This window comes from Pseudonocardia sp. TMWB2A, assembly GCF_017312135.1.
Genome location: NZ_QKQY01000002.1, coordinates 819,019 through 832,137, shown reverse-complemented (window position 1 = coordinate 832,137; position 13,119 = coordinate 819,019). Strand labels below are relative to the sequence as shown.

Genomic DNA, 13,119 nt, shown 5'->3' with positions numbered 1-13,119 from the left:
TTAGGCTTCCGCGGTGGCCCACGAGGACGAACGCATCGCACTGCTGCTCGACTACGAGAACCTCGCGATCGGCGCCCGCGACGGGCTCGGGGTCGTCCCCTTCGACTTCGGCCCGGTGGCCGACGCGCTCGCCGAACGCGGGCGGGTCGTGGTCCGCCGCGCCTACGCCGACTGGTCCTCCTTCGACGAGGACCGCCGCCTGATGGCCCGCGCCCAGGTGGAGCTCATCGAGATCCCGCAGCGGATCGGCGGCTCCCGCAAGAACGCGGCGGACATCAAGCTCGCCGTCGACGCGATCGAGCTCGCCTACGAGCGGGAGTTCATCACCACCTTCGCCATCGGCACCGGCGACTCCGACTTCACCCCGCTCATGCACAAGCTGCGCGAGCTGGACAAGCGCGTGATCGGGATCGGGGTGCAGTCCTCGACCTCGGCGCTGCTGCCGCCCGCCTGCGACGAGTTCCTGTTCTACGACCGGCTCCCCGGTGTCGAGCCGACCCAGGCGCCCGCGCCGCCGCGTCGTCGCCGGGGGAGTCCCCGCCCGGCTCCGGCCGCCGCCGCGGCCGCGGGACCGGTGTCGACGCCCGCCCCGGTCGCGGTCCCGGAGCCGGAACCGGAACCGATCGTCCCGCCGGACCCGTTCGACGTCACCTTCTCCGACGGCAGCGACGACACCGCCACCACCGGTGCCGAGGAGCGCGACGTCGCGGGGCTCGTCGTCAGCACCCTGGGCGGTCTCGCCCGGCAGGCCGACGGCACCGTGCTGGCGTCGCGGCTCAAGCGCGCGATCCTGCGCAAGGACCCGACCTTCGACGAGGCCGACCACGGCTTCCGCGGTTTCGGCGAGCTGCTGCGCCACCTGCAGGACCGCGGCGCGGTCACGCTGACCACCGGTGCGGCGCAGGGTGACCCCGAGGTGGCGCTGCCCGACGACCCGGACGCCGACCACGACGCGTTCGCGCTGCTCGTCGACGTGGTGCGCGGGATCGCCGCGGCCGGAGACCCGCCGCAGCTGTCCGGGCTGAAGAACCAGCTCCGCAAGCGGGTGCCGGACTTCTCCGAGAAGCGCTACGGCTTCGGCAGCTTCCTGTCCTTCGCGAAGGCGGCCCGCGCCCGGGACCTCATCGCGATGGAGTGGAGCGACGACACCGGCGACTACGTGCTGCGCCCGCCGTCCTGACCGCACACGACCGCGCCCCCGCCGACGAGGTCGGCGGGGGCGCGGTCGCGGTACTGCAGGGACTCAGCGGCCGGCGGCCTTGCGGGTCCCGCGCTGGAACAGCTTGCCCGCGCGCGAGGTGACCGCACCGGTCACGCCGAACGCGGTGGCGACCGCCCCGGCGGCGACGCGGCTGGTGAACCGGATCGGGTTCAGCGGCTTGTAGACGCGCAGGGCGAGGTCGTCGAGCTGCGAGGCGGCACGCTCGCCGTTCTCGTAGAGCCGGCGGGCCAGGCGGGCCCCGGTGTCGTCGAGGTCGTCCTCGACGCGGGCGCTCACGCGCGCGGCCCGGTCCGCGGTGCGCACCGCGGAGTCGGCACCCTGTCCGGCGACGGCCTTGACGGTGGCGGCGGACCGCTCCGCGGACGCCGACACCTCGCCGGCGACCTGCTTGCCGGTGCGCTGGGCGTTCCCGGCCAGCTGCTCGCCGGTGGCCTTCGCGGCCTCGGCGGCGGCCTTGCCCGCCTTCTTCGGGTCCTTGCCCTGGTCGTCGACCTTGCGGGCCTCGGCGACGACCTTGTCGGCGCCCTTCTTGACGGTCTCGCCGGCCTTCGCCGCGCTGTCACCGGTCTCGCCGGCGACCTTCTTGGCGGTGGTCCTCGTGTCGGCACCGATCTTGTCGGCGGCCTTGCCGGTGGTCTCGGCGGCCTTCGACGCGGTGTCGCCGGCCGCGGTGGCGGTGGCGCTCGCGGCGGCCTTCGTGGCGGTGCCGGCGTCGGCGTCGGAGTCGATGGAGCGGCGTTCGCGCACCGAGCCGTCGGTGCCGTACACGACGAGGTTGCCGCCGCCGTCGTTGGCGATGATCTCCACCGCCCGGGTGATGGCCTCGGCCTGGGTGCTCGTACGGGCACTCGGGCGCTGGGCGTCTTCCTTCTCGACGGTCCAGCCGTCGTCGACCGGCTTGACGTGGCGGTCGGCCATGGCGGGTTCCTCCCCCTTGCGGGACTGACTCGGGCGAACCGGGGTATCCGGATCGGTCTTCTCTCCCCGGAGATGCCCGATGATCGCTGTGCGTAAACGCAGGTCAGCGAGGCGTGGTGAGCGTCTCGTTCCGTCGCGCGACCGCGATCACGGCGGCCAGGGCGCCGAGGACCAGCGGCGTGACGACCAGCGTCCCGCCGTGCAGGACGAATGCCTGGGTGAGCGCCGCACCGATCATCAGCAGGACGAGCCCGGTGGCGGCCGGGGTGGCGAAGCGCCGGGTGCACAGGCCGATCCCGCCGGCCAGCTCGAGGAACCCGACGACGTAGCGCAGCCACTGGCCGAGGCCGATCCCGTCGAAGATCGCGACGGCGAACGGGTCGCCCCAGAACTTCGGCAGCGCCGAGGCCAGGACGAAGAACAGGCCGAGCAGGATCTGCAGCACCCACAGCGCACGGTGTGCGGCGACCGGCATACGGCGGGTGGGGGAGGGAGCGGTCATGGTGGCCTCCGCGGGCACGGCCCCGGCGGTTCCGGGGCACTCACCGCCTATGACCGGCGGGACCCGGAGAACTCATCGCCTCGCGCGGCGACCGGGGCGGGGATACACCACCGGGCATCGGGCCCGCGGCGCGTGGCCGCGGTACCCGATGACCCGATGGTGCCCGGCATCGACAGGGGCTCCCGGTTCTGCAGATGCCGGTCACGGGGTTCAACGCCCGACCCGCCGTCGGGTTGTGGGTGCAGTGGCCCCTGTCTCGCCCGCCACCGTGAGCGGCGCCGCCCCCGCGACGGGCGGGAGCGGATCGCGGTGTGCGTCCGATGAGGAGCATTCCGTCACGATCGCCGGTAGAGGACCGGCGACGGACGGAGTGATCCAGGCCATACTCGTCGCATGCGCGGTGAGCGGTGGCGGGTCGAGGTCGGTACGGAGAACGCGACGTGGTTGGCGACGCAGTGCCGCACCGCGATGCTGGCCCGGGAGTACCGGCCGGTCGACGTGGGCGACGGCGTCGTGGAGTTCGACCGGCTCGCGCTCGGCGCGATCCGCGAGCTCGGCGAGGAGGAGGACGGCTACATCTCCGACGACGCCGAGGGCGTGCGGATCTGGATCGGCGACGACGCGTACGAGCTGGAGCGCATGGACTGACCCCGGCACACGGGAGGGGCCCGGCCTGTGCGGCCGGGCCCCTCGTCCGTGCGTACGACGTCAGGCGATCTGGCGGTCGCCCGGGTCGATCGGGCGGGGCAGCACGGAGCGGCCGGTGAGCCACTCGTCCACACCGGCGGCCGCGGAGCGGCCCTCGGCGATGGCCCACACGATCAGCGACTGGCCGCGGCCGATGTCACCGGCGACGAACACGCCGTCGACCGAGGACATGTAGCGGTCGTCGCGGGCGACGTTGCCGCGCTCGTCGAGGTCGACCTCGAGGTCGTTCAGCAGGGCGCCCTTCTCCGGGCCGACGAAGCCCATCGCGAGGAGCACCAGCTGGGCCGGGAGCTCCTTGTCGGTGCCCTCGACCGGCTCGAAGCCCTTCTCGCCGCGCGTGACCTCGACGATCCGGATGCCGGCGAGCTTGCCGTCGGCGTCCTTCACGAACTCGGTCGTGTTGACCGAGAACAGGCGCTCGCCGCCCTCCTCGTGGGCCGAGGAGACGCGGTAGACCATCGGGTAGGTCGGCCAGGGCATGCCGTCGGTGCGGTGCTCCGGCGGGGTCGGCATGATCTCCAGCTGGGTCACCGACCTCGCGCCCTGACGGTGCGAGGTGCCCAGGCAGTCGGCGCCGGTGTCACCGCCGCCGATGATCACGACGTCCTTGCCCTCGGCGGAGATGGGCGGCGCGTCCATGTCGCCCTGCTGCACGTGGTTGGCCCACGGCAGGAACTCCATCGCCTGGTAGACGCCCTCGGCGTCGCGGCCGTCGGCGGGCAGGTCGCGCCACGCCGTCGCGCCACCGGCGAGGACGACCGCGTCGAAGTCGGCCCGCAGCTGCTCGACGGTGATGTCGGTGCCGACGTCGACCGAGGCCCGGAAGTGGGTGCCCTCGGCGACCATCTGCTCCAGGCGCCGGTCCAGGCGCGCCTTCTCCATCTTGAACTCGGGGATGCCGTAGCGCAGCAGCCCGCCGATGCGGTCGGCCCGCTCGAACACGACGACGTCGTGCCCGACCCGGGTCAGCTGCTGGGCGGCGGCCAGCCCGGCCGGACCCGACCCGACGACGGCGACCTTCTTGCCGGTCTTCACCTCGGGCACCTGCGGGCCGACCCAGCCCTCGTCCCAGGCCTTGTCGACGATCTCGATCTCGACCTGCTTGATCGTGACCGCGTCGTCGTTGATGGCCAGCACGCACGCCGCCTCGCACGGGGCGGGGCACAGCGTCCCGGTGAACTCCGGGAAGTTGTTCGTGGCGTGCAGCCGCTCGATCGCCTCCCGCCAGTCCTGGCGGTAGACCAGGTCGTTCCACTCGGGGATGAGGTTCCCCAGCGGGCAGCCCTGGTGGCAGAACGGGATGCCGCAGTTCATGCAGCGCCCGGCCTGGGACTCCAGGGTCTTCGTCGGGAAGTCCTCGTAGACCTCGCGCCAGTCCATCAGCCGCAGGTCCACCGGCCGCCGGGTGGGCGTCTGCCGGGGAGTGGTCATGAAGCCCTTGGGGTCACCCATGAGCAGCCTCCATGATCGCCTGGTTGACATCGCGGCCCTCGCGCTCGGCGTTCTCCGTCGCGAGCAGCACGCGCTTGTAGTCCTTGGGCATGACCTTGCCGAACCGCTCGACGGCGGCGTCCCAGTCGGTGAGCAGCGCATGCGCCACCGCGGAACCGGTCTCGGCGTGGTGCCGCTCGACGAGGTCGTGCACGATCGACCGGTCCTCGTCCGAGAGCGGGTCGAGGTCGACCATCTCCGGGTTGACCCGGTTCCGGTCCACGTCGAGCAGGTAGGCGACGCCGCCGGACATGCCGGCCGCGAAGTTGCGCCCGGTCCGCCCGAGGACGACGACCCGGCCACCGGTCATGTACTCGCAGCCGTGGTCACCGACGCCCTCGACGACGGCCACCGCGCCCGAGTTCCGGACGCAGAACCGCTCGCCGACGACACCGCGGATGAACATCTCGCCCGAGGTCGCGCCGTAGCCGATCACGTTGCCGGCGATGACGTTCTCCTCGGCGGTGAACGGCGACGACGGGTCCGGCCGCAGGGTCAGCCGGCCACCGGACAGGCCCTTGCCGAAGTAGTCGTTCGTGTCGCCGACCAGCCGCAGCGTGATGCCCTTGGGCACGAACGCACCGAAGCTCTGCCCGGCCGCGCCGGTGAACGTGATGTCGATCGTGTCGTCGGGCAGGCCCTTGCCGCCGTGCGCCCGGGTCAGCTCGGACCCGAGCATCGTGCCGACGGTGCGGTTGACGTTGCGCACCGGCAGGTCCAGGCGGACCCGGTCGCCGTTGCGCAGCGCGCCCTCGGCCAGCTGGATCATGGTGTTGTCCAGCGCCTTGTCCAGGCCGTGGTCCTGCTCGCGGGTCCGCTTGCGCGGCGCGTCGTCCGGCACGTCGGCGATCTTGAAGATCGGCGAGAGGTCCAGGTGCTTGGACTTCCAGTGCTGGGCGGCGGTGTCGACGTCGAGCACGTCGGCCCGGCCGATCGCCTCGTCGAGCGAGCGGAAGCCCAGCTCGGCGAGGATCTCGCGGACCTCCTGCGCCACGAACCTCATGAAGTTCACGACGTACTCGGCCTTGCCGTTGAACTTCTTGCGCAGCTCCGGGTTCTGCGTCGCGACGCCGACCGGACAGGTGTCCAGGTGACAGACGCGCATCATGATGCAGCCCGACACGACCAGCGGGGCGGTCGCGAAGCCGTACTCCTCGGCGCCGAGCAGCGCCGCGATGACGACGTCGCGCCCGGTCTTGAGCTGGCCGTCGGCCTGCACGGTGATCCGGTCACGCAGCCCGTTGGCCATCAGCGTCTGCTGGGTCTCGGCCAGGCCGAGCTCCCAGGGACCGCCCGCGTGCTTGATCGAGGACAGCGGCGAGGCGCCGGTGCCACCGTCGTGGCCCGAGATGAGCACGACGTCGGAGTGCGCCTTGGACACGCCGGCCGCCACGGTCCCGACGCCGACCTGGGACACCAGCTTCACGTGGATGCGGGCCCGCGGGTTGGCGTTCTTCAGGTCGTGGATGAGCTGCTTGATGTCCTCGATCGAGTAGATGTCGTGGTGCGGCGGCGGCGAGATGAGGCCGACGCCCGGCGTCGAGTACCGGGTGGTCGCGATCCACGGGTAGACCTTGCCGCCGGGCAGCTGGCCGCCCTCACCGGGCTTGGCGCCCTGGGCGATCTTGATCTGGATGTCGTCGGCGTTGACCAGGTACTCGGAGGTGACGCCGAACCGGCCGGACGCCGCCTGCTTAACCGCACTGCGCCGCGAGTCGCCGTTCGGGTCCGGGGTGAAGCGGTCCGGGTCCTCGCCGCCCTCACCGGTGTTGGACCGGCCGCCGATGCGGTTCATCGCGATCGCCAGGGTCTCGTGCATCTCCTGGGAGATGGAGCCGTAGGAGATCGCGCCGGTCGCGAACCGGGTCATGATCGACTCGATCGACTCGACCTCGTCGACCGACACGGGCTCGCGCTGGCCGTCCTTGAAGGTGAACAGGCCGCGCAGCGTCATCAGCTTCCGCGCCTGGTCGTCGACGGCCTTCGTGTACTCCTTGAAGACCTCGTACTTCCCGGCCCGCGTGGAGTGCTGCAGCTTGAAGACGGTCTGCGGGTTGAACAGGTGCAGCTCGCCCTCGCGACGCCACTGATACTCGCCGCCGACCGGCAGCGCCCGGTGCGAGGCACGGACGTCGTCGGCCGGGTAGGCGCGGCGGTGGTGGGAGAGGACCTCCTCGGCGAGCACGTCGAAGCCGACGCCGCCCAGCCGCGAGGTGGTGCCCACGAACGCCGAGTCCACGACCTCGGACCCGAGACCGATGGCCTCGAAGATCTGCGCGCCGGTGTAGGACGCGACGGTCGAGACACCCATCTTCGACATGGTCTTGCGGACGCCCTTGCCGAGCGCCTTGACCAGGTTCTTGGCCGCGGTCCGGCCGTCGACGCCGGGGACGTCGCCGCGCTCGGCGAGGTCCTCGACCGTGGCCATCGCCAGGTACGGGTTCACCGCCGAGGCGCCGTAGCCCAGCAGCAGCGCGATGTGGTGCACCTCGCGGGCGTCGGCGGACTCGACGAGCAGCCCGACCCGGGTACGGGAACGCTCCCGCACCAGGTGGTGGTGCACGGCGCCGGTGAGCAGCAGCGACGGGATCGGCGCGTGCTCGGCGTCCACCCCGCGCTGGGACAGCACGATCAGGCGGGCCCCGCCCTCGATCGCGCGGGACACCTCCTGCTTGATCTCGGCCAGCCGCGACAGCATGCCCTTGCCGCCGTCGCGGGCGAAGAACGTGCCCCGCACGACGTGCGAGCTGAAGCCCGGGAACTCGCCGTCGTCGTTGATGTGGACGATCTTCGCGAGGTCGTCGTTGGTCAGCACCGGGAACGGCACGACGATCGTGCGGCAGTGCGCGGGCGTCGCGTCGAGCAGGTTCTGCTCCGGCCCGAGCTGGCTGAACAGCGAGGTGACGAGCTCCTCGCGGATCGCGTCCAGCGGCGGGTTGGTGACCTGGGCGAACAGCTGGATGAAGTAGTCGTAGAGCTGACGCGGGCGCTCGGAGATGGCCGCGATCGGCGCGTCGTTGCCCATCGAGCCGATCGGCTCGGCCCCGGTGACCGCCATCGGGCGGAGCAGCAGGTTGAGCTCCTCCTCGGTGTAGCCGAGGGCCTGCTGGCGCAGGTTGAGCGTCTCGTGGGTCGGGGTCTCGCGGGTACGCGTGGGCAGGTCGTCGAGCCGGATCAGACCGGCGTGCAGCCAGTCGGTGTACGGCTGCTCGGCGGCCAGCGCGCCCTTGACCTCGTCGTCGTCGACGATCTTGCCGCGCTCGGTGTCGATGAGGAACATGCGGCCCGGCTCGAGGCGGCCCTTGCGGACGACCTTGTCGGGCGCGACGTCCAGCACGCCGACCTCGGAGGCGAGCACGACCAGGCCGTCCTCGGTGACCCAGTAGCGGGCCGGGCGCAGGCCGTTGCGGTCGAGGACCGCGCCGATCTGGGTGCCGTCGGTGAACGCGACCAGGGCCGGTCCGTCCCACGGCTCCATCAGCGTGGAGTGGTACTCGTAGAACGCCCGCCGGGCGGGGTCCATCTCGGTGTTGTGCTCCCAGGCCTCCGGGATCATCATCAGCACCGCGTGCGGCAGGCTGCGCCCGGACAGGTGCAGCAGCTCCAGGACCTCGTCGAAGGTGGCCGAGTCCGACGCGTCCGGGGTGACGATCGGGGTCAGCCGCGACAGGTCGCCGGGCAGGTTCGCGGACTCCAGCAGCGACTCGCGGGCCGCCATCCAGTTCCGGTTGCCGCGCAGGGTGTTGATCTCACCGTTGTGCGCCACGTAGCGGAACGGGTGCGCCAGCGGCCACGCCGGGAACGTGTTCGTGGAGAACCGCGAGTGCACGATCGCCAGCGCGGAGGTCACGCGCTCGTCGTTCAGGTCCGGGTAGAACGCGGCGACCTGCGGCTCGGCGAGCATGCCCTTGTAGATGACGGTGCGCGGCGACAGCGACGGGAAGTAGGTCTCGGTGTCGTGCTCGACCCGCTTCCGGAAGCAGAACGCGCGGCGCTCCAGCTCGATGCCGGCGGGCGCGTTCTCCGGGGCGTCCCCGGTCAGCTCGACACCGCCGACGAACAGCTGGCGGAAGCCGGGCATCGCGTCCCGGGCAATCGAGCCCAGGTCCGCGGCGTCGGGGTCGGTCGGGAGCTCGCGCCACCCGAGGACCGTGAGGTCCTCCTCGGCGGCGAGCGCGTCGATCCGCTCGATCGCCGCGGCGGCCTCGGCCTCGTCACGCGGCAGCATCGCGATGCCGGTGGCGTAGGCGCCCTCCGCGGGCAGGTCGAAGTCGGTGACCTCGCGGTAGAACGCGTCCGGGACCTGGATCAGGATCCCGGCACCGTCACCGGTGTTGTACTCGGCGCCACGCGCACCGCGGTGCTCCAGTCGCAGCAGGGCCTCGATGGCCTTCTGCACGATGGCGTGGCTGCGCTTGCCGGTGACGTCGGCCAACATGGCCACACCGCAGGCGTCGTGCTCGTGATCGGCGGCGTACAGCCCACCGGGCGAGGGGCGACGCGTCTGGTCACTGATCGCGGCCAACTGCTCCTCCTGTCGTCTCGGTGCACCTGGAGCCACCCGCATCGGACGACCCGGACCGGGCAGCTCGCTGCGGTCCGAAAAAGGTTTTCAGAATACAGCGCGCAGCCCGAGTGGGACGTGCGACGAGGGCCGTTCAGGTGCACCGTGCCGCCGGGTGGGTGACCGGCGGACGGAATCTTCCTCCGGGCACGCCTAGCAGCCGGGCGCTGACTTCCAGTACCCGGCCATTCCTGCGGCACGGTTCGACCGCACACCCCGGCGAGTGCGGTCTGGCGAGTGCACAGAGTCGCACGTCGCAACCGCGGTGCGCTACTGAGAGCGGCCCACCGGTCCCGTGATGTGGATCGCTGACCATGCGAGCAGGTCAACGTTGCCGTCCCGTGTCCGGACGGTGAGCAAGGCGTGACCACCCGTCGGGAGCGGCCTTCTACTGCATGGGATCGCCGCGGGCGTCCGAACCGTTACGCACCGCAGCCCGGGGCCCGGGGGAGACTGGGGGCGATGAACGCGTCCCCGTCCCACCCCGCCGCCGCCGAGCCGTCGTCGCCATCACCCGGTCGGGTGACGGACGAGCGGGTCGCCGCCGTGCTGACCGACGTCGCCACGATCGGTCCCTGGTTCGCGGTGGCGACGCCCGCCGCGTCCGGCACCGTCCGGTGGGACGGGCTCTACGCCGCGCCCGTCCCCGGCGGCCCGGACCCGCTCGGCCGGCGGATCGACGAGGTCACCACCGCGCTCGGCGGGGACCGGCGGATCGGGGCCTCGGTGGCGGTGATGGGACTCGCGGCGCGGCTCGTGTCGATGCCCTTCGCGGCCGTGGCCCTGCACGGTGTGCTCCCGTCGCTGGGGGAGCTGCGCCGCGACCCCGGCGCCGCCGACCCGTGGGCGCCGAGCCTGCCCGCCGGGCCCACCGGCGTCGAGACCCCGGACGTCGCCGACGACCCGGCGGGCGCCGCGGACCTGCTCGCCCGCGAGCTCGCCGCCACCCACCTCGAGCCGCTGTACGCCGCCGTCGCCGCCCGGGCCGCGGTGTCGCCGCGGGTGCTGCGCGGCAACGTGGTGTCCTCGATCGGCGGGGCGGCACGGGTCATGGAGGCCATGCGACGCCCGGACCGGCGCCGCTACCTGGCCCTGCTCGACGCGCTCGCCGACCACCCGGTGCTGCGCGGGCCGCTGCCGTCGGGGGCCACCGGGCGCCTGCTCCGCCTCGACGACACCGACCCGGACACCGAGTGGGCGTTCCGGCGCCGCTCCTGCTGCCTCTACGTCCGCGCCCCCGGCGGCGGGACCTGCGGCGACTGCGTGCTCGTCGGCCGGGCCTGACCCCGGCGGGCCCGCACGCGGGCGGGGGAGGGTCAGACCGGCAGCGCGATGTCGGCGACGGTCACCCGCACCCGGGCGTCGAGACCGCACACCGTCGCGACCTCCTCGGCCACCTCCCGGCGCACCCGCTCGGCCAGCTCGGCGCAGTTCGTGCCGAACCGCACCCCGACCGTCACCCGGATCTCGGCCTCGTGCCCGTGCACCGACGCGACCAGGCCCTGCACCCGCAGCTCCTCGGGCACCGGGTCGCGGGGCAACCAGTCCGCGGCCAGCCCCAGCAGGGTCTGCGCGACGTCGCCCAGCAGCGCAGCCACCCCCGGCACCCGCCGGACCCGCCGCGCCGCCACCCGCGCGACGGCCAGGTCGGAGACGGACACCGTCGTCGGCCCGCTCATGCCGGCTCCTCCCACAGGTCCTCCACCAGGATGTCCACCCCGGCGATCGGCACGCCGAGCGTGCGGTCCCCGGCCGAGATCATCATCTGCCGGACGCGCGCGGTGACCGAGGCGAGGTCGACCCCGAACCGGGCCGCGACCGTCACCCGCACCCACACCGCGGCCGGGCCGTCCGCGGAACCGTCCGGGTCGCGCAGCTGCTCGATCCGGCACCGGCGGGCCCGCAGCCCGTCCATCGTGTCCACGACGTGGCGCAGCGCCGCCTCCGCGGTCGGCCTGCCCAGCCAGGCGTCCGGCCCGAGGGCGAGCAGCTCGTGCGGGCGCAGGTCCGCGACGACCGCGCCCATCACCTGCTCCAGCACCGACGGCGGCGGCCGCAGCGGCTCGGCCGCCATCCGCGCCACCAGCCCACCGAGCCGGTCGTGGTCCGCGTGGGCGCGCACGCAGTGCGGGCAGGTCAGCTCGTGCTCGTCGAGCACACCCGCCTCCGCGTGGTCCCAGACGTCGGCGGCGTCCCGGCCGCAGGCCAGCGGCTCGACGCGCTCCGCCCCGGTCCTCTCTACCGCCATGCCCGCATCCTCTCCGCCAGTGCCCCGCGCGCCCGGTGGATCCGGCCGCGGACGGCGGTCTCACCCGCCCCGGTGATCTGCGAGATCTCGCTGTAGCCCAGCCCCTCCAGCTCCCGCAGCACCCAGGCCGTGCGCTGGTCCTCCGGCAGCGACGCGACGGCCCGCGACAGTGCCGCCATCTCCGCGTCGACCTCGGCGGCCCGCTCCGGGGTGGGGGAGCGGTCGTCGGCCGGGGCGCCCGGTCCGTCGTCGGCCGGGAGCGGGTCGGTCCGTCGCCGCCGCCGGACCAGTGCGGTGCAGCGGTGGGTGACGATCCGGTACATCCAGGTGGAGAAGGCCGCCTCGCCGCGGAAGGTGCCGATCCGCCGCCAGGCGTCGATGAGCGCGTCCTGCAGGGCGTCCTCGGCGTCGGTGGCGTCGCCGAGCACCCGGACCGCGACCCGGAACAGGGCGTTCTGGTGGCGGCGGGCCAGCTCCTCGAACGCGCCGACGTCGCCGTCCTGGGCCCGGACGACCAGCGTGGTCTCGTCCAGCGCGGCCCGCGACGGCACCCGCACCGGCCGCGCCGACGGCACGTCGGGGACCGGGGCCCCGGCGGCCGGTGGGCCGCTGACCTGCGCGTTCGCCATGAGCGCCCCGTCGGGATTGGAAAGTGGAGGGTGGGGGTAGTCCACCCCGTCAAGGACCGTAGCGACCGGCTCGCACCCCCGCCCGCCGGACACGCGATCAGGAAGCAGGTGAGCCCCATGGGTCTCGGAGACAAGATCAGCAACAAGGCCGAGGAGCTGGGTGGCAAGGCCAAGGAGGCCACCGGCAAGGCCACCGACGACAAGGACCTGCAGGCCGAGGGCAAGGCCGACCAGGCCACCGGCAACCTGAAGCAGGCCGGCGAGAAGCTCAAGGACACCTTCAAGAGCTGACCCGCGCACGACGACGGCGGCGGCACCCCACAGCGGGGTGCCGCCGCCGTCTTCTATGGCTAAGGTCCGCCCCGTGACCGACCCCGCCGCAGGACCCGGCCCGCAGGCCGTCGCGGACGCCGTGCTGGCCCACCCGTCGGTGCTGCGGCTCGACGGCGGCCCGTTCGGCTCGGTCGCGTCGTACCTGCCGGGGCACCGGGTCCAGGGCGTGCGGCTGGCCGACCCGGTGGAGATCGCCGTCGTCGTGCGGCTGGGCAGGCCCTTCGCCGCGGTCGCCGACGAGGTCGCCGACCGGGTCCGTGCCGTCCTCGGCGACGACACCCTGGCCGTCGACGTGACCGTCGCCGACGTCGGTGCGGCCGGCGGCGTCGAGGGCCCCGCCGCGCCGTGACCCGCGCCCGGGCCGTCGCACGGTGACCGGGCTCGCCTAGACTCGCGCGAGCCCCGCCGTCACCGGGCGCGTCCCACGTACCCGGCGGCCGGTGGCACGGGACGCCCGGCGCAGAGCCGGGATCGTCCGGCGCCGGCGGGCGGGGCCACCGACCG

Annotated in this window: 12 protein-coding genes; 5 read left to right on the top strand and 7 right to left on the bottom strand. The window is 73.2% G+C overall.

Annotated features, from left to right (window positions below):
- Positions 1-13: 13 nt before the first annotated feature.
- The gene (locus DMP17_RS18285; protein ID WP_226355860.1) at positions 14-1,180 is read left to right on the top strand and encodes a PIN domain-containing protein; all 1,167 of its coding nucleotides are present in this window, start codon (positions 14-16) and stop codon (positions 1,178-1,180) included.
- Positions 1,181-1,243: 63 nt separating this feature from the next.
- On the opposite strand, the gene DMP17_RS18280 is transcribed toward DMP17_RS18285, so the two are convergent.
- Both DMP17_RS18280 and DMP17_RS18275 read right to left on the bottom strand, forming a co-directional pair.
- Positions 1,244-2,140 carry a DUF2188 domain-containing protein gene (locus DMP17_RS18280; protein WP_337830163.1) on the bottom strand — a complete coding sequence of 299 codons (897 nt, stop codon included), beginning with the start codon at positions 2,138-2,140 and terminating at the stop codon, positions 1,244-1,246.
- Between the two features lie 103 nt (positions 2,141-2,243).
- The gene (locus tag DMP17_RS18275; protein ID WP_337830162.1) at positions 2,244-2,642 is read right to left on the bottom strand and encodes a DoxX family protein; all 399 of its coding nucleotides are present in this window, start codon (positions 2,640-2,642) and stop codon (positions 2,244-2,246) included.
- 393 nt (positions 2,643-3,035) lie between these two features.
- On the opposite strand from DMP17_RS18275, the gene DMP17_RS18270 reads away from it, so the two are divergent.
- Positions 3,036-3,290, top strand: coding sequence for a hypothetical protein (locus DMP17_RS18270; protein WP_226355863.1), 255 nt, complete (start codon positions 3,036-3,038; stop codon positions 3,288-3,290).
- 60 nt (positions 3,291-3,350) lie between these two features.
- Here the strand turns inward: DMP17_RS18270 and DMP17_RS18265 are convergent, their stop codons facing one another.
- Entirely contained in the window at positions 3,351-4,802 is a 1,452-nt protein-coding gene (locus DMP17_RS18265) for a glutamate synthase subunit beta (protein ID WP_226355864.1), read from the bottom strand.
- Positions 4,795-9,279 carry a glutamate synthase large subunit gene (gltB, locus tag DMP17_RS18260; RefSeq protein ID WP_374203869.1) on the bottom strand — a complete coding sequence of 1,495 codons (4,485 nt, stop codon included), beginning with the start codon at positions 9,277-9,279 and terminating at the stop codon, positions 4,795-4,797. Before gltB ends, DMP17_RS18265 begins: the two co-directional genes overlap by 8 nt.
- A 588-nt stretch (positions 9,280-9,867) precedes the next feature.
- Here gltB and DMP17_RS18255 point away from each other — a divergent pair.
- Complete coding sequence (locus DMP17_RS18255; RefSeq protein WP_337830161.1) at positions 9,868-10,689, top strand: (2Fe-2S)-binding protein; 822 nt, start codon at positions 9,868-9,870, stop codon at positions 10,687-10,689.
- A gap of 32 nt (positions 10,690-10,721) precedes the next feature.
- Here the strand turns inward: DMP17_RS18255 and DMP17_RS18250 are convergent, their stop codons facing one another.
- From DMP17_RS18250 to DMP17_RS18240, 3 genes are read right to left on the bottom strand one after another with little or no spacing between them, the layout of a single operon-like run.
- Positions 10,722-11,084 carry an Asp23/Gls24 family envelope stress response protein gene (locus tag DMP17_RS18250; protein ID WP_226366074.1) on the bottom strand — a complete coding sequence of 121 codons (363 nt, stop codon included), beginning with the start codon at positions 11,082-11,084 and terminating at the stop codon, positions 10,722-10,724.
- Positions 11,081-11,653, bottom strand: a complete 573-nt coding sequence (locus DMP17_RS18245; RefSeq protein ID WP_226355868.1) for an Asp23/Gls24 family envelope stress response protein — start codon at positions 11,651-11,653, stop codon at positions 11,081-11,083. The genes DMP17_RS18250 and DMP17_RS18245 overlap by 4 nt, the downstream gene beginning before the upstream one ends.
- A complete protein-coding gene (locus DMP17_RS18240; protein ID WP_226355869.1) occupies positions 11,644-12,282 on the bottom strand; it encodes an RNA polymerase sigma factor in 639 nt (212 codons plus the stop codon). The genes DMP17_RS18245 and DMP17_RS18240 overlap by 10 nt, the downstream gene beginning before the upstream one ends.
- A gap of 117 nt (positions 12,283-12,399) precedes the next feature.
- On the opposite strand from DMP17_RS18240, the gene DMP17_RS18235 reads away from it, so the two are divergent.
- Positions 12,400-12,573, top strand: coding sequence for a CsbD family protein (locus DMP17_RS18235; RefSeq protein ID WP_062401261.1), 174 nt, complete (start codon positions 12,400-12,402; stop codon positions 12,571-12,573).
- A gap of 73 nt (positions 12,574-12,646) precedes the next feature.
- Complete coding sequence (locus DMP17_RS18230) at positions 12,647-12,964, top strand: hypothetical protein (RefSeq protein WP_337830160.1); 318 nt, start codon at positions 12,647-12,649, stop codon at positions 12,962-12,964.
- Positions 12,965-13,119: the final 155 nt, after the last annotated feature.

Bases quoted from the DNA above. Each gene is read 5' to 3' on its own strand.
- DMP17_RS18280 (WP_337830163.1), bottom strand. From the start codon at position 2,140: ATGGCCGACCGCCACGTCAAGCCGGTCGACGACGGCTGGACCGTCGAG.
- DMP17_RS18275 (WP_337830162.1), bottom strand. From the start codon at position 2,642: ATGACCGCTCCCTCCCCCACCCGCCGTATGCCGGTCGCCGCACACCGT.
- DMP17_RS18270 (WP_226355863.1), top strand. From the start codon at position 3,036: ATGCGCGGTGAGCGGTGGCGGGTCGAGGTCGGTACGGAGAACGCGACG.
- DMP17_RS18265 (WP_226355864.1), bottom strand. From the start codon at position 4,802: ATGGGTGACCCCAAGGGCTTCATGACCACTCCCCGGCAGACGCCCACC.
- gltB (WP_374203869.1), bottom strand. From the start codon at position 9,279: ATGTTGGCCGACGTCACCGGCAAGCGCAGCCACGCCATCGTGCAGAAG.
- DMP17_RS18255 (WP_337830161.1), top strand. From the start codon at position 9,868: ATGAACGCGTCCCCGTCCCACCCCGCCGCCGCCGAGCCGTCGTCGCCA.
- DMP17_RS18250 (WP_226366074.1), bottom strand. From the start codon at position 11,084: ATGAGCGGGCCGACGACGGTGTCCGTCTCCGACCTGGCCGTCGCGCGG.
- DMP17_RS18245 (WP_226355868.1), bottom strand. From the start codon at position 11,653: ATGGCGGTAGAGAGGACCGGGGCGGAGCGCGTCGAGCCGCTGGCCTGC.
- DMP17_RS18240 (WP_226355869.1), bottom strand. From the start codon at position 12,282: ATGGCGAACGCGCAGGTCAGCGGCCCACCGGCCGCCGGGGCCCCGGTC.
- DMP17_RS18235 (WP_062401261.1), top strand. From the start codon at position 12,400: ATGGGTCTCGGAGACAAGATCAGCAACAAGGCCGAGGAGCTGGGTGGC.